Consider the following 16,513-nt stretch of genomic DNA (forward strand, 5'->3'; position numbering starts at 1 on the left):
CCTTGTCCCTTCCCGCACAGTCCTGACCCCTCTGCCGAAGCGTCCGAAGCTAAGGTGCAAACGGTTACGAAGCTGATATCGTTGGCCCATAAGAAAGGGAGGGGGAAGCCGGCGCATGATCGCAAACATCCTGGCTGCGGCGATCGCCCTGGCGCCCGTCGCGCCGGCGCCTGCCGGGCAGTCCGCCACGATTGCTGCCGACGAAGCGGCGGCGCGGCGCTGGATCGCGTCGGGCGGGCATCGCTTCGATCCGTCGACCCTGTCTTCGGCCGACCTCCAGCCGCTGGTCGCGCGGCTGAAGGGCACCAGGGTCATCGGCGTCGGCGAGGCGACCCACGGCACGCACCAGGACCAGGCCTTCAAGGCTGAACTGATCAAGGAGCTTGTCCGCGCCGGGGCGATCGATGCCCTCGCGATCGAATGCAACCGGGCGGCCGGCTACGCCTTCGATCGCTATGTCGTAAGCGGGGAGGGCGATCCCGCCGCGCTGATCCGCTCGCCCAGCTTCTTTTCCATCTGGCGCAACGACGACTTCGCGGGCCTCCTGCTGTGGATCCGTGCCTGGAACCAGACAGCGGCGACGCCGGTCCACGTCTACGGGATCGACGTCCAGGACAGCGGCAACGATGCCGATTTCGCGCTAAGCGTCCTCGCCCATCATGCGCCGGCCGCCGCCGCGGACCTGCGCGCGCGCCTCGCGCCGATCCTTCCGGCACATGGCGGGCGAGCATCCTCCATCTTCGACTGGGTGCGAAACGTCGACGCCGTCACCGTGGCGCGAATGCTGGCGTCCGCCACCGACCTCGAAGCCGCACTCACCGCCGCCGCGCCGGACCGCAGCCCCGACCGCGACCTCGCCGAAGCCCGCTATGCCGCCCGCGCGGCGCGGCAGGGCCTGTTGTCCTTCGAACACGACTATGCCGGCGCGAAGCAGGACCGGCTGCCCCAGGAATATTGGGGCCGGCGCGACCGCGAAATGGCGCGCAACCTCCTCGACCGCATCGGGACCGGGCGCGCGGCCTTCTGGGCGCAGAACGGCCACGTCGTCGCGGCCGTGCCCGAATGGGAAGACAAGGGCTATGTCACCACCGGCGTGATGCTCCGCCGAACCTTGGCGCAGGATTATCAGGTCGTCGGCTTCACCTGGTCGCGCGCCGTCGTGCGCGCCGTTGCCCTGCCACGAAAGGCTCCTTCGCCGCCCGAAGGCAAACGGGTGTTTTCGGACAGTCCGGCGCGGAACGACCGGCCGGGCGACCTTGGCGCGACCTTTTCACCCCTGCCGGGGGATGGCTACTGGATCGACATGGCCGCGCGCCCCCGCAGCCCGGCGCTCGACCGCTGGGCCGCCCGGCCGACCTATTGGGGCGTGATCGGGTGGCGCTTCGATCCGACCAGCTTTCAGGTCGGCACCACGCCCGACCAGCCGCCCGGCAAGGGCTACGACATCATCGTCTGGCACCGGACCATGTCTGCCGCCCGCACCTGGCCGCGGGCGCTGCCGACGCATTGACCGGGCACACCCGCGCGGCCACGTGCGACCTTTGCCGCGCCGCCCGGCTGTTCTACGCCGGTCCGCGATGCTCGCCCGGCTGACCCTTACCGATTTTCGCAACCATGCCGCGCTCGACCTCCAGCCGGGGCCGGGCTTCGTCTGCCTTCACGGCCAGAATGGCGCGGGCAAGACCAACATCCTCGAGGCCGTCTCCATGCTGGCCCCCGGCCGGGGCCTGCGCGGAAGTGCGCTGGGCGAAATGGCGCGGAGCGACGGCCCGGGCGGGTGGACGGTCGCCGCCTCGCTTGACGGGGACATCAACCTCGGCACCGGAACGCTTGCCGCCGTGCCCGAACGCCGCATCGTCCGCATCAATGGCGCGCCAGCATCGGCCAACAGCCTTGGCGAATGGCTGGCGATCACCTGGCTGACACCCGCGATGGACCGGCTGTTCACCGACAGCGCGGGGTCGCGCCGCCGCTTCCTCGACCGGCTCGTGCTGGCGCTCGATCCCGCCCACGCCGTCCGCGCCGCCCGCTACGAAGCGGCCATGCGCGCCCGCAACAAGCTTCTGGCCGAAGATCATTGGGACGGGGAATGGCTGCTCTCGCTCGAACGGCAGATGGAGGAATATGGCGTCGCCGTCAGCCGCGCGCGCCTCGCCACGATCCTCCGGCTGCAGGAACGCTTCGACGGCTCCGCCGCGACTGATTTTCCGCTTCCCAGGCTCACCCTCGACAAGGTGACCCCGACCGCGCTGGCGGCACGGCTGGCGGCGTGCCGCTCGCTCGATGCCGCGGCGCGGCGTGCGACGCACGGTCCCAACACCGAAGACCTCCTGGTGACCAACATCGCCAAGGCGCAGCCCGCCGCGCGCTCGTCCACCGGCGAACAGAAAGCGCTGCTGATCGGCCTCATGCTGGCGCACGCCGACCTGGTGACCGAGCAGCGCGGTGCTCCGCCCATCCTCCTCCTCGACGAGGTGGCGGCCCACCTCGACCCCGGTCGCCGCGCCGCTTTGTTCGAACGGCTCCAGGGCCGTGGCCAGGTGTGGATGACCGCCACCGAAGCCGCCCTGTTCGACGGCGTCCACGGCGCGATCATGGTGCACGTCGGCTAGCAAACTGGACAAATCGGCCAACCTCGCCTACATACCCCTCAGCGAGACGCCACAAAGCGGCGTGATCGGCAGCCTTTTCAAGGCTCCGGCCCGCGTCTCGGTTCACCCAAACAAGTTCTCCACATCACGCGGGGTTCTTCAGAAAAACCCCACTCCGGCAGCGGTTCGCGCTCGCCGGCGTGTTGATGTTGAGAGATTTGAATGACGTTCGAACAACTCGGGCTTTCCAAGCCCCTGCTCGCCGCGCTTGCGGCCAAGAATTACACCACCCCCTCGCCGATCCAGGCGCAGGCCATCCCGTACGTGCTCGAAGGCCGCGACCTTCTCGGCATCGCGCAGACCGGCACCGGCAAGACCGCGGCGTTCATGACGCCCTCGCTGCAGCGCCTCGCCGCCAATCGCCCCGCGATGCTGAAGCCAGGCCAGATCCGCATGCTGGTGCTCGCGCCGACGCGTGAGCTCGCCAGCCAGATCGCCGCCAGCGCCGAAGCCTATGGCACCGGCCTCAAGACCACCGTCGGCGTGATCTTCGGCGGTGTCGCCAACGCCAAGTCGCTGCGCACCGTGTCGCGCGGTCTCGACGTGCTGGTCGCTACCCCCGGCCGCCTGCTCGACCTCGTCGACCAGCGCGCCGTCAACCTCTCGATGCTCGAAATCCTGGTGCTCGACGAAGCCGACCAGATGCTCGACCTCGGCTTCATCCACGCACTGAAGCGGATCGTGAAGCTGATCCCGGCCAAGCGCCAGACCCTGTTCTTCTCGGCCACCATGCCGAAGGCGATCAAGGGCCTTGCCGACGAATATCTCAAGAACCCGGCGGAAGTCGCGGTGACCCCGGTCGCCACCACCGCCGAGCGGGTCGAGCAGCGGGTCACCTTCGTCAACCAGGCGGAAAAGACCGCGCTCCTCACCCTGTTCTTCCAGAACGGCGCCGACATCGAGCGCACGCTCGTCTTCAGCCGCACCAAGCATGGCGCGGACAAGATCGTGCGGATGCTCGGCGCGGCCGGCGTACCCGCCAATGCGATCCACGGCAACAAGAGCCAGCCGCAGCGCGAAAAGGCGCTTGAAGCCTTCCGCGACGGCAGTGTGCCGATCCTCGTCGCAACCGACATTGCCGCGCGCGGGATCGACATTCCGGGCGTCAGCCACGTCGTCAATTACGACCTGCCCAACGTCCCCGAACAGTACGTTCACCGGATCGGCCGCACCGCGCGCGCCGGCGCCGACGGTATCGCCATTGCTTATTGCGACCGCGAGGAGCGCCCGTTCCTCAAGGACATCGAGAAGCTCACCCGGCAGAAGCTGACCGAGGAAGCGCTTCCGGCGGGCTTCAACCAGGCGGTCGAGGCGCTCAAACGCCTCAAGCCCGAACCCAAGCGCGAACCGCAGCAGCAGCAGCGCAACAAGCGCAATGAGAGCGGCGCGCGTGGCCACGCCCGCGACCCGCAACGCTACGGCCTGCCCCGCCAGGATCCGCGTCGCGACATGCCCGAGGATCGCAACGGTCCTCGTGAAGGCGGCCGTTCGATGCGCGGCGTTCCCGGCGCCGTGCGTGGCCCGGTCGGCAATCCGACCCGCGCCGCGACTCCGGCCGGCGGCCATGGCCAGCAGCAACCGCAGCAGCAGCGCCATGGCGGCGGCCCGCGTCCCTCGGGGCAGGGCGGCGGCCAGGGTGGCGGCGGTCGTCCCGGCGGCGGCCAGCGTCGCCGCGGCGGCGGCGGTTTCTCCGGCAACGGCGGTCAGCGCCGCGCCGGCTAGGCCACCGACCAACCTTTCGCAAAGGCCGGGATCCCCACGGGTCCCGGCCTTTGTCGTTTCCACCCTGTGGCCCCTCGCGCGCACCCGCACGCGCACGTGACTTCCAGGACCACTCCGCTATAGGTTTTGCATGGCAGAAGAAGCGAACCAGAACTCCTACGGCGCCGACAGCATCAAGGTCCTCAAGGGCCTCGACGCGGTGCGCAAGCGGCCGGGCATGTACATCGGCGACACCGACGATGGCTCGGGCCTCCACCACATGGTGTTCGAAGTCTCGGACAACGCCATCGACGAGGCGCTCGCCGGCCATTGCGACCGCATCCTGATCCAATTGAACCCCGACGGCTCGGTCACGGTCGAGGACAATGGCCGCGGCATCCCGACCGGCATCCACGCCGAGGAAGGCGTCTCGGCGGCCGAGGTCATCATGACCCAGCTCCACGCCGGCGGTAAGTTCGAGAACACATCGGACGACAATGCCTACAAGGTGTCGGGCGGCCTTCACGGCGTCGGCGTCTCGGTGGTGAACGCGCTCAGCGAATTCCTCGACCTCACCATCTGGCGCGACGGGGAGGAGCATTACATGCGCTTCGCTCACGGCGATGCCGTTGCCCCCTTGAAGGTCGTCGGCCCTGCGCCGGAGGGCAAGAAGGGCACGCAGGTCACCTTCCTGCCCTCGCCCGCCACCTTCAAGATCACCGAGTTCGACTTCGAGAAGCTCGAACATCGCTACCGCGAGCTCGCCTTCCTCAATTCGGGCGTGCGCCTGGTCCTGGCCGACGCGCGGCACGAGGAACGCAAGGAAGTGGAGCTGTTCTACGAGGGCGGGATCGCCGCCTTCGTCAAATATCTCGACCGCGCGAAGACTCCGCTGTTTCCCGATCCCATCGCCATTTCCGCGGTGCGCGACGGCATCGGCATCGACGTCGCGCTCGAATGGAACGACAGCTATTACGAGAACGTCCTGCCGTTCACCAACAACATCCCGCAGCGTGACGGCGGCACCCACCTCGCCGCCTTCCGCGCCGCGCTGACCCGCACCGTCAACGGCTATGCCGAAAAGTCCGGCATGCTGAAGAAGGAAAAGGTCACGCTGACCGGCGACGACATGCGCGAGGGCCTGACCGCCATCGTCTCGGTCAAGCTGCCCGATCCCAAGTTCAGCTCGCAGACCAAGGACAAACTGGTCTCGTCCGAAGTGCGCCAGCCGCTGGAAGCACTGATGAGCGACAAGATGACCGAGTGGCTGGAGGAAAATCCGGTCAACGCCCGCGCCATCATCCAGAAGATCATCGACGCCGCCGCTGCCCGCGAAGCTGCCAAGCGCGCCCGCGAACTCACCCGCCGCAAGGGCGTGATGGATATCGCCTCGCTCCCCGGCAAGCTCGCCGACTGCCAGGAGCGTGACCCCGCATTGAGCGAACTGTTCCTGGTCGAGGGCGACAGCGCCGGCGGCTCGGCCAAGCAGGGCCGCAACCGCCAGAACCAGGCGATCCTTCCCCTGCGCGGTAAATTGCTCAACGTCGAACGCGCGCGCTTCGACCGCATGCTCTCCAGCCGCGAAATCGGGACCATCATCCAAGCGCTCGGCACCGGAATCGGCCGCGAGGAATTCAACCTTTCCAAGCTGCGCTATCACAAGATCGTGATCATGACCGACGCCGACGTCGACGGCGCGCACATCCGCACGCTGTTGCTGACCTTCTTCTACCGCCAGATGCCCGAGCTGATCGAGAACGGCCACCTGCTGATCGCCCAGCCGCCGCTCTACAAGGTCGCTCGCGGCCGTTCGGAGGTCTATCTCAAGGACGATGCGCAGCTCGACGACTATCTCGTCGACGCCGGCCTTGAAGGCCTCCAGCTCGAAAGCGACGGCGAAGTCCGCCAGGGCGCCGACCTCAAGTTCCTGGTCGACCACGCCCGCCGCATCCGGACCCTGCTCCGCTACGCGCCCAAGAAGTACGATTCCGCGCTCCTCGAAGCGCTGGCGCTGGCCGGCGCGCTCGATCCCGAACTGAACTCGAACGGTCGCCTGGCGGCGATCGAGAAGGTCGCCGTCTGGCTCCAGCAGGGCGATTCCGAAGGCAAATGGTCGGGCGAACTCGCCACCGAAGGCGGCTATCTCCTCCGCCGCCTGTGGCGCGGGGTGACCGACGTCACCATCGTCGAGCCGAGCTTCATCGCCTCCGCCGAGGCCCGCAAGCTCCATACCCTCTCCCAGGAGCAGCGCGACACCTACGCCCGCCCCTCGACCCTGCGCACCCTCAAGAAGAGCGCTGCGGCCGCCGAGGCCGAGCCGACGGTCGGCGCCGGTGAAGGCGAGGAAGCGCTCGAACAGGTCGCAGCCGACACCAAGGGCAAGCCGATCGACGTCACCCGCCCGTCCGAGCTGCTGAACGCGGTGCTCGCCGCTGGCCGCAAGGGCCTCAGCATCCAGCGCTACAAGGGTCTTGGCGAGATGAACGCCGAGCAATTGTGGGAGACCACCCTCGACCCCGCCAACCGCTCGCTCCTGCGGGTCGAGATCGGCCAGGCCGACGTGGCTGACGAGATCTTCTCCCGACTGATGGGCGAAATCGTCGAACCCCGCCGCGAATTCATCCAGGACAATGCGCTGAGCGTCGCCAACCTCGACGTCTAGGCGAAGTCATCCGAAGTGCTGCAATCCCTGAACCTGCGCGGAGTACTTCCGGCAGGCCGGGAAAAATCGCGACTGTTCCATTAGGGAGCACCCGCAAGGAGCCACATTTTCCGAATCGGGTCAGCCACTTAAGGGCCCAGGTGAATTTGGATGCTCGGAAAGCTTCGACCAATGGATAGCGCGCTGCTGCTGCGCGCCCTGACGCTCCTGTCAGAGGCGCTCGAACTCGTCGATCAGGCACAGGCGCCGGGCGATATCGGTGCTCGCCTAAACACCCTGATCGATCGGGTTCGCGACATCATCTCGTGACTGGCGCGGGGACCGGTCCGGGCGGTCCTCAGCCGTCGTAAGCCTCTCCCGGCACCCCCGGCACGAAGCGCTCCGCCGCGATGTCGCGCCGCTTGAGCTCGGCCCGCAACCGCTCCGCGGGCTCCTCGCGCGCTTCGTCGGTCAGCTGGAAGGTGCCCCAGTGAATGCCGATGGCTTGCCGCGCTTCGATCGCCAGCATGATCCGCACCGCGTCCTCCGGATTGCAATGCTGGTCCTTCATGAACCATTCGGGGGCATAGGCACCGATGGGGATGAGAGCGATGTCGACTGGCCCGAACCGCTTGGCGATCGCGGCGAAGATCGCGCCCCCGCCAAACCCCGTGTCGCCGGCGAAATACAGCGTCCGGCCGCCCGCCTGCAGCACGAAACCGCTCCACAGCGCCATCCGCCGGTCGCGCGTCCCGCGTGAGGACCAGTGGTTGGCGGGAACGATCTCCACGCGCATCCCGGTGCCCAGCGGCAGGCTGTCGCCCCAGTCCCCGGCGTGCAGCCGCGCCTTTGGCACCGCGCTTCGCACCAGCGTGTCGTTGCCCAGCGGCGTGACGATCAGCGGATCATGCCTCGCGCACAGCTTCGCCAGCGTCCCAAGATCGCAATGGTCGTAGTGATTGTGCGACAGCAGCACCGCGTCGATCGCGGGCAGGTCGTCGAAGCCGATTCCGGGCTCGGTCACCCGCTTCGGCCCCGCGAAGGAAAACGGGCTGGCGCGCCTAGCCCATACCGGATCGGTCAGGATGTTGAGGCCGTGCATCTGCACCAGCAGGGTGGCGTGGCCGACCATCGTGACCCGCAGCGCTTCGACCCGCGGCGCTGGCCTTGCGAGCGTCACGGCGACGCGGGTCGGCCACCGCGCCTTCTTGCCGTTCAACTGCCAGCGCAGGATATCGCCAAACCCCTTGTCGCGCGCGGAGTTCGACGGATTGAAGAAGCGAAGCCCGTCGTAATGGTCGCTCGGCGGCCCGTCATAATATGGATTGCGCAGCGTTTCGGCTCCCTTCAACGCTCTTTGCCGGGATCGGCCGGAGCAAGGCCACAGGTGGAGGCGTTCAGCGCCAGATGAAAGTGCGGCTCCAGACATGACAATGCCGGCGGGCCTTACCCTCGCCACCTACAACATGCGCAAGGCGGTCGGCCTCGACCGCCGCCGCGACCCTGCGCGCATCCTTGCCGTGCTGGAAGAAGTCGGGGCCGACATCATCGCCCTTCAGGAAGCCGATCGCCGCACCGGCGGACGCGCCTCGGCGGTGCCGCACGAATTGTGGGAAGGGCACGGCAACTGGCTCCCCGTTCCCCTTGGCGTCAAGAACCGCCGCGCCCTCGATCGCCTGCCCAAGGTCGGCGCCCGGGTCGATGAATGGCTCAAGGTCGATACCCGCAATATCGGCTGGCACGGCAACGCCATTCTGGTTCGTCCCGACATCGGTATCCTCGATGTCGCCGCGCTCGACTTGCCGATGCTGGAACCGCGTGGGGCGGTAATGGCCGAACTGCTGGTCAACGACCGCCCGCTTCGCATCGTCGGCCTTCATCTCGATCTCAGCGGCCTGTGGCGGCGGCGCCAGCTCAAGGCCATTTGCGAAGCGGTCCGGGCTCGCCCGCATGCGATGCCGACGGTGATGATGGGCGATACCAACGAATGGCGCTCTACCGCCGCTTGCCTGCGCGATCTCGAACCCGATTACACGATCGTCGCCCCCGGGCCGAGCTTCCATGCCCGCCGCCCGATGGCCGTCCTCGACCGCCTGTTCGTCGACCGTTCGCTCGCGGTCGAGCAGGCCGGGGTCCATGAAAGCGAACTCGCCCGGGTGGCCAGCGACCATTTGCCGGTATGGGCGCGGGTGGGCTGGTAGGCACGCGCTTGCCTTGTAGGACATTGCCGCTTATCTAACCCTTATGGTTCGTCTCGGCCCGGCTGCGTTCTTCGAAGGTGAAGGGTCGACGGGCCTGGGCAGGCCGCGGCCGGGACCCCCGACCGTGTCAACTTCGACAACTTCGCCTCAGGCCGCCTTGCCCTGGATCGCGCGTTGCCGCCGCCGCTGCACGCTCGACCCAATGCCCACCGCCTCGCGATATTTGGCGACCGTGCGGCGGGCCAGGACCATGCCCTGCTCCTTCAGCAGGTCGACCAGCTGGTCGTCGCTCAGCACCTCGGTCTCGGCCGCGACCAACCGCTGGATCGCGGCCTTGACCGCATCCGCGCTGGCGCCTTCGCCATCGTCCGCCGCGACTCCGCTCGAAAAGAAGCTGCGCAGTTCGAACAGGCCATGATCGCACAGCAGGCTCTTGGCCGCCGCGACCCGGCTGACGGTGCTTTCATGCATCTCCACCGCTTCGGCGACCTTGCCCATGGTCAGCGGCCGAAGCGCGCGCACGCCCTCGCGGAAGAAGCCTTCCTGCGCGCTGACGATCGCGCTCGCGACCTTGACGATGGTGCGGGCCCGCTGGTCGAGCGCGCGGACCAGCCAGGAGGCGCTCTGATACTGCTCTGACAGCCAGGCCCGGCTCTTGCGGTCGCCGGCCGACGCGCTCTTCAGTTCCTGGTGATAGCGCCGGTTGACCAGTACGCGGGGTAGGGTGGCGGGGTTCAGTTCGACCACGAAGCCGCTCGCCGTCCGCCGCACCAGCACATCGGGCTCCGCCGCCCCCTGCGGCTCGGCGGCGAAGCGGCACCCGGGCTTGGGATCATAGGCGCGAAGCTCGCGGATCATGTCGGCAAGGTCCTCGTCGTCGACCCCGCAGATTCGCTTCAAGGCCGCCGTCTGCCCCCGCGACAGGAGGTCGAGGTTGGCGATCAGCCGCGCCATCGCCGGATCGTAGCGATCCGCCGCCTTGGCCTGCAGCGCCAGGCACTCCGCCAGGTTGCGCGCGCCGACGCCCGGCGGGTCGCACGCCTGCACGGCGCGCAAGCCCGCCTCGACCTCTTTCAGCGGCACCTCGAGCGTGCTGGCGATGTCCTTGAGCGGCGTGGTCAGCCAGCCGGTCACCTCCAGCTCGTGGACGATCGCCTCGGCGACCCGGCCCGCGCCGTGCAGCTGCGCCATCAGATGCTCGCAAAGCCCCGTCTCGCACGCCGCCAGCCGGTCGAAGTCGAACCCGTCCTCGTCGGCCCCGCCGATCTCGTAGGCAGCGTCGGTCTCCCCCGCCGCCTCGCGCCAGTCGCCGTCGAGCGCCTCGTCACCGCGCCCGCCCAGCTCGTCCGCGCCCTTGGGGTCCGCCGCCGCGTCCCCGAACTCGACGTCTTCGCGGACCACGACGTCGCCGTCGCTGCCCATTTCCAGCAGGGGGTTCTTCGCCAGTTCCTCGGCGATCGCGGCTTCGACTTCGAGGTTGGTCAGCTGCAGCAGCTTGATCGCCTGGCTCAGCTGCTGGTTCATCACCAGCGACTGGGAGGCTCGCAGATGAAGTCCCGGCCCCAGTCCCATCTGCCCCGTCTACGCCTTTACAGTTCGAAACTCTCGCCGAGATACAGCCGGCGTACGTCCTGGTCCGCGACCAGTGCTTCCGGTGTCCCGGCGAACAGCACCTGTCCGTCGTAGATGATGCAGGCGCGGTCAACGATGTCCAGCGTTTCGCGGACATTATGGTCGGTGATCAGCACCCCGATGTCGCGCTGCTTCAGGTCCTTCACCAGGTCGCGGATGTCGCTAATGCTGATCGGGTCGATGCCGGCGAACGGCTCGTCGAGCAGCATGATCTTGGGGTCCGCGGCAAGCGCCCGCGCGATCTCGCAGCGCCGCCGCTCGCCGCCCGACAGCGCCATTGCCGGCGACGCGCGTAGGCCGGTCAGCCCGAACTCGCCCAGCAATTGCTCCAGCCGGGCTTCGCGCGCACCGCGTTCCGGCTCGGCCACCTCGAGCACGGCCATGATGTTCTGTTCGACGGTGAGCCCGCGGAAAATGCTGGTTTCCTGCGGCAGGTAGCCAAGGCCGAGGATCGCGCGCCGGTACATCGGGAGCGGCGTGATATCGCGCCCGTTCATCTGGATCCGGCCGCTGTCGGGCTTAACCAGCCCCATCACCGAATAAAAGCAGGTGGTCTTGCCCGCGCCGTTGGGCCCGAGCAGCCCGACCACTTCGCCGCGGTTCACCTGAAGGCTGACGTCGCGCAGCACCTGCCGCTTGTCGTAGCTCTTGGCGATGCTGCACACTTCAAGCCCGCGCATCGGGACGGGGCCGGCGTCATCGGCCGCAAGGGGAATGGCGCTGGCCTCGTTCATGGGTGTCAGCCGCCGCGGCGCTGCGGAACGGTGAAGCGGCCGGTGACGCGGCCGCCGCTCTCGCCGAGACCGGCCGGCCCGCCGTCGACCACCGCGCGCCCGCTGTCGAGGTCGATCGTCAGCCGCTGCCCCGCGATGCGCGATTCGCCGCGCTCGAGCCGGACCGAACCGATCAGGGTGATGATCCGCTTGTTCAGGTCGTAGATGCCGAAGTCGCCGCGGGCGGTCTCGGAGGGGGAGCGCACCACCACTCCGCCGCTCGCGTCCAGCCGGTCGATCTGGAGGCCGCCGGCGCTGGTATAGGCGACCGTCAGCCGCTCGGTATCGAGCGCCAGTTCGGCCTGCTTCACCTTGACGTTGCCGGCAAAGATCGCGCGATCGGCGCGATCCTGCACCTCGATCCGGTCGCTGGCGACGTCGATCGGTGCGTTCGAATCATGCCCCTTGAGCGCGGAGACCGGGCCACCCTGGGTCTGCGCGAGCGCGACGCCGCCCGCGGTAACGGATGCCAGCGCGGCGGCAATGCTCAAGGTGCGGAATTTCCCCATGCGGCTCATCTGACCGTCCCGGGCGTGATTTTCAACCGCGCGCCGCCATCAAGCACCACGACGCGGCTGTTGAGGTCGGCCCGCATCCGGCCTGCGCTGTAGGTGCCGAGCCGGACCTGTCCCGTCACGCCGCCGTTCAGCGCCACCTGCCGGGTGCCGAGATCGGCCGACATGCTCTGCGCGTTGAAGGTGCCGACCGGCATGCGTCCGCTGATCTGCCCGGTGCTGCGGACCTGCCTGGCCTTGAGGTCGATCAGAACGTCGCGCGTCAACAATTGTTCGCCCTCGGGTCCGCTCACCCGCACCGGCCCGCTGACGGCGACTTCCTGGCGATCGAGATCATAGCGGCCACGCAGCGCCTGGATGGTCGCCGGTCCCTGAGCGAGGCCGAGCCGCGCGCGCATCCCGGCGATGTCCACCACCGGCACGCTGCTGGTCTGCTGCACCGCCCGATCCGCATCGAGCGTAAAGGCCTGCCCCTTGTTGTCGGTCCCGCTGTAGCGCGCCGCCTCGATCTTCATCCGCTCTTCGGCGCGGCTGACATCCTTCTTGTCGAGGATGAAGCTGACTTCCTGGCGATCGGACAGGGGCAGCAGCAGGAAGACGGCGCCGATCACGCCAACCGCCGCCGGCAGCCCGATCTTGAGGACGCGCACCAGGCCGTCGTGCCGGCTTCCCGGCTCGGCCCAATGCTGCGCCCGTTCGCGCTGGAGGTTGGCAGCTTCGCTCATCAGCTATGTGCGAAGATGTCCTCTTCGGGCCAGCCTGCAAGGTCCAGCTCCGCACGCGCGGGAAGAAAATCGAAGCAGGCCTGCGCCAGTGCCGCCCGGCCCTCGCGCTGCAGGCGGACGTCCAGCTTCTCCTTCAGGGCATGAAGGTAGCGCACGTCGCTTGCCGCATAATCGCGCTGCGCGTCGCTGAGGTCGGGCCCGCCCCAGTCGCTGGTCTGCTGCTGCTTGTTGATGTCGGTGCCGAGCAGCTCCTTCACCAGTTCCTTGAGGCCATGCCGGTCGGTGTAGGTACGGACCAGCCGCGACGCCGTACGGGTGCAGTAGAGCGGCGCCGCCATGATCCCGAGATAGTGACGCATGATGGCCACGTCGAAACGCGCGAAATGATACAGCTTGAGCCGATTCGAATCGCCCAGCAGCGCCTTGAGGTTGGGCGCCGCATAATCGCTTCCGGGCGAGAAGCGGACGAGATGCTCGTCGCCGCTGCCATCGGACAATTGCACCAGGCACAGCCGGTCGCGGCCCGGATGCAGGCCCATCGCCTCGGTGTCGACCGCGATCGGCCCGGGGCCGAACAGGTCAGTGCCGGGCAAGTCTTCTTCGTGGAAATGAATGGCCATAAGCGCGTGTCGACCCTCTAGCTTCAAGGCCGCTTAACGGCTCATGACGGGAAGGCCTAGACAAACGGCTAGAGCATGGCGGTTTTTTCCTGTAGGCTCGTTCACGGAATCATGTCCACTGGGCATGCCATGACCGGTTGCGCCGTTGAGCCCAGCGCGTTGGTTTGAAGAGAATCGGGTTCGAGGAAGTTTATACGGGCATGGGTTACGATCGAGGGCGTAAGGGCGACCGGGGCGGTCGCGGACGCGACAGCAAGGGTGATTTCGGCGGCGGTGGCGGCGGTGACTTTGGTGGCGGCGGCTTCGGCGGCGGCGACTTTGGTGGCGGCGGCTTCGGTGGCGGCGACCGCTTCGGCGGCGGCGGCGGCGGCGGCGGTTATCGCGGCGGCGGCGGCGGCGGCTTCGGCGGCGGAAGTAGCGGCGGTGGCGGTGGCTATCGCGGCGGTGGTGGCGGCGGCTTCGGCGGCGGCGATCGCTTCGGCGGCGGTGGCGGCGGGGGCCGCTTCGGCGGCGGCGGCGGCGGCGGCTTCGGCGGCGGCGGCGGNCTTCGGCGGCGGAAGTAGCGGCGGTGGCGGTGGCTATCGCGGCGGTGGTGGCGGCGGCTTCGGCGGCGGCGACCGCTTCGGCGGCGGTGGCGGCGGCGACCGCTTCGGCGGCGGCGGCGGCGGCGGCTTCCGTGGCGGCGGCGGCGGCGGTGGTGGCGGAATGCCCCCGCAGGTCGTTGGCGAAGGCAAGGGCGTCGTCAAATTCTTCAACCCGCAGAAGGGCTTCGGCTTCGTCGTCCGTGACGATGGCGGCGAGGACGTGTTCGTGCACATCTCGGCGGTCGAGCAGGCGGGTCTTACCGACCTTGCGGACGGCCAGCCGCTGGAGTTCACGCTCGTCGATCGTGGCGGCCGGATCTCGGCAACCAACCTGCGCATCGATGGCGAACCGCTCAAGGTCGAACGCGAAGAGCGTGCGCCGCAGCGTCAGCTGACCGGTGAAAAGGCTTCGGGCACCGTCAAGTTCTTCAACGCGATGAAGGGCTTCGGCTTCATCCAGCGCGATGACGGACAGCCGGACGCGTTTGTCCACATCTCGGCCGTCGAACGCGCCGGAATGACCAGCCTCAACGAAGGCGACCGTCTCGAGTTCGAACTCGAAGTCGATCGCCGCGGCAAGCATGCGGCAGTGAACCTGTCGCCGCTGCAGGCCTAAACACACACTCGCGTTCGTCGCGAGGGGCAAGAAGGGCTCGCCGGGGATCACTCCGGCGGGCCTTTTTTGCGTCCGGTCAATCCTTCCGGAACGGCAACTCCGCGCGCAGCGCCTCGATCTCGAAGGCCATGGCTTCGCGCTCGCGGCCGAGGAAGTCCGCAACCGCCGCGCGAAAGCCGGCATGCGGGATGAAGTGCGCGCTGTAGGTCAGCACCGGCTCATAGCCGCGCGCCAGCTTGTGTTCGCCCTGGGCGCCCGCCTGCACCGTCGTCAGCCCGTGCGCGATCGCCCATTCGATCGCCTGGTAATAGCAAAGCTCGAAGTGGAGGAACGGCACGTCCTCGCTGCATCCCCAGTAGCGCCCGTAAAGCGTATCCGCGCCGACCCAGTTGAGCGCCCCGGCGATCGGCACGCCGTCCCGCTCGGCCAGGAACAGCAGGAGATCATCGCCAAGCCGCTCGACCGCGCCGCTGAAGAAGTCGTGCGAAAGATAGGGCTGGCCCCATTTGCGGCTCCCGGTGTCCTGATAGAACAGCCACATCGCAGCCATCTCGGCCGCCCCGATCTCGGCCCCGCGCAGCGCGCGAAAGCTAAGGCCCTCGCGCGCCGCTGCCCGCTCCTTGCGCAGGACCTTGCGCTTCCGGCTGCTGCAGCGCGCAAGGAAGCCGTCGAAGTCCGTCTCGCCCGCGGAACGCCAATGGAATTGCACGCCGTGCCGGACCAGCCAGCCGCGCTCCTCGGCCTGACTCGCTTCCCCGGCCGTCAGAAAGGTCGCATGGGCCGACGACAGACCATTTTGCCGCACCAGCGTTTCCGCGCCCGCGAGCACAAGCGGCACGTCGCCCAGCAACCGCTGTCCGACTACCGGCGTGAACGGCACCGCGATCTGAAGCTTGGGGTAATAGTCTCCGCCCGCCCGGCTCCACGCGTCGGCCCAGGCATGGTCGAACACATATTCGCCCTGGCTGTGGGTCTTGAGGAAAGCGGGCGCGGCGCCGACCGTCTCGCCGTCCTGCGTCACCAGAAGGGGCAGGGGCGTCCATCCGCTTGCGCCACCGATACTGCCGCTTTCTTCCAGAAGGGCGAAAAAGGCGTGGCTCAGAAACGGATCGGCCGCCCCCGCGAGCCGGTCCCACGTGGCCGCGTCCACCGCTTCGAACGAATCGGCGATACGCGCCTCGACGGAATCACGGTCGGCCATCGCCCTCCCAGATAAGCGCATCGACCCGATTCGAAAGGGCCGCGCGCTGATCGGAGGTGCGGACGGTCCAACTGGCGACCGGACGCCTCGAGCGCTCGCGGGCCACCCACGGCTTCACCGCTGCACTTGTCTCTACGGCCACGAAGTCGGGCCGGGCCATCGCCAGCGATAGTGTTCGGCGCCAGCGAGGCACGTCATCGCCGATCACCAGCCCGCGCGGGATATCCGTTGCGCAGCGCGCGAACCAGGCGGGGACGCGCGGGTCGAAGCTCATCACCCCGACCGGTCCGCTATGCCCCACCAGCGTCTGCGCCACCGCCCGGCAGAGCAGGTCCACCGGCCGCGGCGGCCAGCCGTCCTGCGCCTTCAGTTCCAGCAGCAGGGGCGTCTTCTCACCCGCGAGGTCGAGCAATTGCCCGAGCCAGGGAATGTGCTCCCCTGTTCCGGCGATTGGCAGCGCCATCAGGGCGGCGGCGGAGACCGACTCGGTCTCGGCCTGGACGCCGCACATCCGCTCGAGGCTCGAATCATGGAAGATGATCGGAAAGCCGTCGCGGGTCAGGCGCAGGTCGCACTCGATCCCCGCGCCGGCGTCGATCGCTGCGCGGAACGCCGCCATGCTGTTTTCAGGAACGCCGGGACCATGCCGGCCG

The 16,513-nt window shown here is 68.2% G+C and carries 14 protein-coding genes and 1 pseudogene; 7 read left to right on the top strand and 8 right to left on the bottom strand.

Translation table 11 applies throughout. The features are described from left to right. The first annotated feature begins 115 nt into the window (after positions 1-115). From ABD729_RS03190 to ABD729_RS03210, 5 genes are all read left to right on the top strand, one after another. Positions 116-1,510, top strand: coding sequence for an erythromycin esterase family protein (locus tag ABD729_RS03190; RefSeq protein ID WP_344708710.1), 1,395 nt, complete (start codon positions 116-118; stop codon positions 1,508-1,510). Between the two features lie 67 nt (positions 1,511-1,577). Next, on the top strand, positions 1,578-2,612 hold the full coding sequence (recF, locus tag ABD729_RS03195) for a DNA replication/repair protein RecF (protein ID WP_344708711.1): 1,035 nt from the start codon (positions 1,578-1,580) through the stop codon (positions 2,610-2,612). Positions 2,613-2,813: 201 nt separating this feature from the next. Then, the gene (locus ABD729_RS03200; RefSeq protein WP_344708712.1) at positions 2,814-4,373 is read left to right on the top strand and encodes a DEAD/DEAH box helicase; all 1,560 of its coding nucleotides are present in this window, start codon (positions 2,814-2,816) and stop codon (positions 4,371-4,373) included. A 130-nt stretch (positions 4,374-4,503) separates the two neighbouring features. Beyond that, positions 4,504-7,014, top strand: a complete 2,511-nt coding sequence (gene gyrB / locus ABD729_RS03205) for a DNA topoisomerase (ATP-hydrolyzing) subunit B (RefSeq protein ID WP_344708713.1) — start codon at positions 4,504-4,506, stop codon at positions 7,012-7,014. 171 nt (positions 7,015-7,185) lie between these two features. Continuing rightward, positions 7,186-7,323: a hypothetical protein gene (locus ABD729_RS03210; protein WP_344708714.1), complete on the top strand. Its 138-nt coding sequence runs from the start codon at positions 7,186-7,188 to the stop codon at positions 7,321-7,323. Positions 7,324-7,351: 28 nt separating this feature from the next. Here the strand turns inward: ABD729_RS03210 and ABD729_RS03215 are convergent, their stop codons facing one another. Continuing rightward, positions 7,352-8,344 carry an MBL fold metallo-hydrolase gene (locus ABD729_RS03215; protein ID WP_344708715.1) on the bottom strand — a complete coding sequence of 331 codons (993 nt, stop codon included), beginning with the start codon at positions 8,342-8,344 and terminating at the stop codon, positions 7,352-7,354. Between the two features lie 76 nt (positions 8,345-8,420). Between ABD729_RS03215 and ABD729_RS03220 the strand changes: the two genes are divergently transcribed. Beyond that, complete coding sequence (locus ABD729_RS03220; RefSeq protein ID WP_344708716.1) at positions 8,421-9,194, top strand: endonuclease/exonuclease/phosphatase family protein; 774 nt, start codon at positions 8,421-8,423, stop codon at positions 9,192-9,194. 147 nt (positions 9,195-9,341) lie between these two features. Here the strand turns inward: ABD729_RS03220 and rpoN are convergent, their stop codons facing one another. The 5 genes from rpoN to ABD729_RS03245 are packed head-to-tail and all read right to left on the bottom strand — an operon-like array spanning position 9,342 to position 13,459. Next, positions 9,342-10,766, bottom strand: coding sequence for an RNA polymerase factor sigma-54 (gene rpoN, locus ABD729_RS03225; protein WP_344708717.1), 1,425 nt, complete (start codon positions 10,764-10,766; stop codon positions 9,342-9,344). A 17-nt stretch (positions 10,767-10,783) separates the two neighbouring features. Then, positions 10,784-11,560 carry an LPS export ABC transporter ATP-binding protein gene (lptB, locus tag ABD729_RS03230; RefSeq protein ID WP_344708718.1) on the bottom strand — a complete coding sequence of 259 codons (777 nt, stop codon included), beginning with the start codon at positions 11,558-11,560 and terminating at the stop codon, positions 10,784-10,786. A gap of 5 nt (positions 11,561-11,565) precedes the next feature. After that, on the bottom strand, positions 11,566-12,117 hold the full coding sequence (locus tag ABD729_RS03235; RefSeq protein ID WP_344708719.1) for an LptA/OstA family protein: 552 nt from the start codon (positions 12,115-12,117) through the stop codon (positions 11,566-11,568). After that, positions 12,114-12,839 (bottom strand): LPS export ABC transporter periplasmic protein LptC, encoded by a 726-nt coding sequence (gene lptC / locus ABD729_RS03240; protein ID WP_344708720.1) that lies wholly within the window; start codon positions 12,837-12,839, stop codon positions 12,114-12,116. The genes ABD729_RS03235 and lptC overlap by 4 nt, the downstream gene beginning before the upstream one ends. Beyond that, positions 12,839-13,459 (bottom strand): ribonuclease D, encoded by a 621-nt coding sequence (locus ABD729_RS03245; RefSeq protein ID WP_344708721.1) that lies wholly within the window; start codon positions 13,457-13,459, stop codon positions 12,839-12,841. Before ABD729_RS03245 ends, lptC begins: the two co-directional genes overlap by 1 nt. A gap of 200 nt (positions 13,460-13,659) precedes the next feature. On the opposite strand from ABD729_RS03245, the pseudogene ABD729_RS03255 reads away from it, so the two are divergent. After that, positions 13,660-14,659: pseudogene (locus tag ABD729_RS03255) on the top strand (cold-shock protein). Positions 14,660-14,735: 76 nt separating this feature from the next. On the opposite strand, the gene ABD729_RS03260 reads toward ABD729_RS03255, so the two are convergent. Then, a complete protein-coding gene (locus ABD729_RS03260; protein ID WP_344708722.1) occupies positions 14,736-15,860 on the bottom strand; it encodes a GNAT family N-acetyltransferase in 1,125 nt (374 codons plus the stop codon). After that, the gene (locus ABD729_RS03265; protein ID WP_344708723.1) at positions 15,847-16,479 is read right to left on the bottom strand and encodes a glycerophosphodiester phosphodiesterase family protein; all 633 of its coding nucleotides are present in this window, start codon (positions 16,477-16,479) and stop codon (positions 15,847-15,849) included. Before ABD729_RS03265 ends, ABD729_RS03260 begins: the two co-directional genes overlap by 14 nt. Positions 16,480-16,513 lie beyond the last annotated feature (34 nt).

The sequence above is a fragment of the Sphingomonas humi genome, assembly GCF_039536725.1.
Taxonomy (GTDB): Bacteria; Pseudomonadota; Alphaproteobacteria; order Sphingomonadales; family Sphingomonadaceae; genus Sphingomicrobium; species Sphingomicrobium humi.

Excerpts from the sequence above, each read along its gene's own strand:
- ABD729_RS03220 (WP_344708716.1), top strand. The coding sequence starts at position 8,421 with ATGACAATGCCGGCGGGCCTTACCCTCGCCACCTACAACATGCGCAAG.
- rpoN (WP_344708717.1), bottom strand. The coding sequence starts at position 10,766 with ATGGGACTGGGGCCGGGACTTCATCTGCGAGCCTCCCAGTCGCTGGTG.
- ABD729_RS03260 (WP_344708722.1), bottom strand. The coding sequence starts at position 15,860 with ATGGCCGACCGTGATTCCGTCGAGGCGCGTATCGCCGATTCGTTCGAA.
- ABD729_RS03265 (WP_344708723.1), bottom strand. The coding sequence starts at position 16,479 with ATGGCGGCGTTCCGCGCAGCGATCGACGCCGGCGCGGGGATCGAGTGC.
- ABD729_RS03245 (WP_344708721.1), bottom strand. The coding sequence starts at position 13,459 with ATGGCCATTCATTTCCACGAAGAAGACTTGCCCGGCACTGACCTGTTC.
- ABD729_RS03190 (WP_344708710.1), top strand. The coding sequence starts at position 116 with ATGATCGCAAACATCCTGGCTGCGGCGATCGCCCTGGCGCCCGTCGCG.
- recF (WP_344708711.1), top strand. The coding sequence starts at position 1,578 with ATGCTCGCCCGGCTGACCCTTACCGATTTTCGCAACCATGCCGCGCTC.
- ABD729_RS03235 (WP_344708719.1), bottom strand. The coding sequence starts at position 12,117 with ATGAGCCGCATGGGGAAATTCCGCACCTTGAGCATTGCCGCCGCGCTG.
- gyrB (WP_344708713.1), top strand. The coding sequence starts at position 4,504 with ATGGCAGAAGAAGCGAACCAGAACTCCTACGGCGCCGACAGCATCAAG.
- lptB (WP_344708718.1), bottom strand. The coding sequence starts at position 11,560 with ATGAACGAGGCCAGCGCCATTCCCCTTGCGGCCGATGACGCCGGCCCC.
- lptC (WP_344708720.1), bottom strand. The coding sequence starts at position 12,839 with ATGAGCGAAGCTGCCAACCTCCAGCGCGAACGGGCGCAGCATTGGGCC.
- ABD729_RS03200 (WP_344708712.1), top strand. The coding sequence starts at position 2,814 with ATGACGTTCGAACAACTCGGGCTTTCCAAGCCCCTGCTCGCCGCGCTT.
- ABD729_RS03210 (WP_344708714.1), top strand. The coding sequence starts at position 7,186 with ATGGATAGCGCGCTGCTGCTGCGCGCCCTGACGCTCCTGTCAGAGGCG.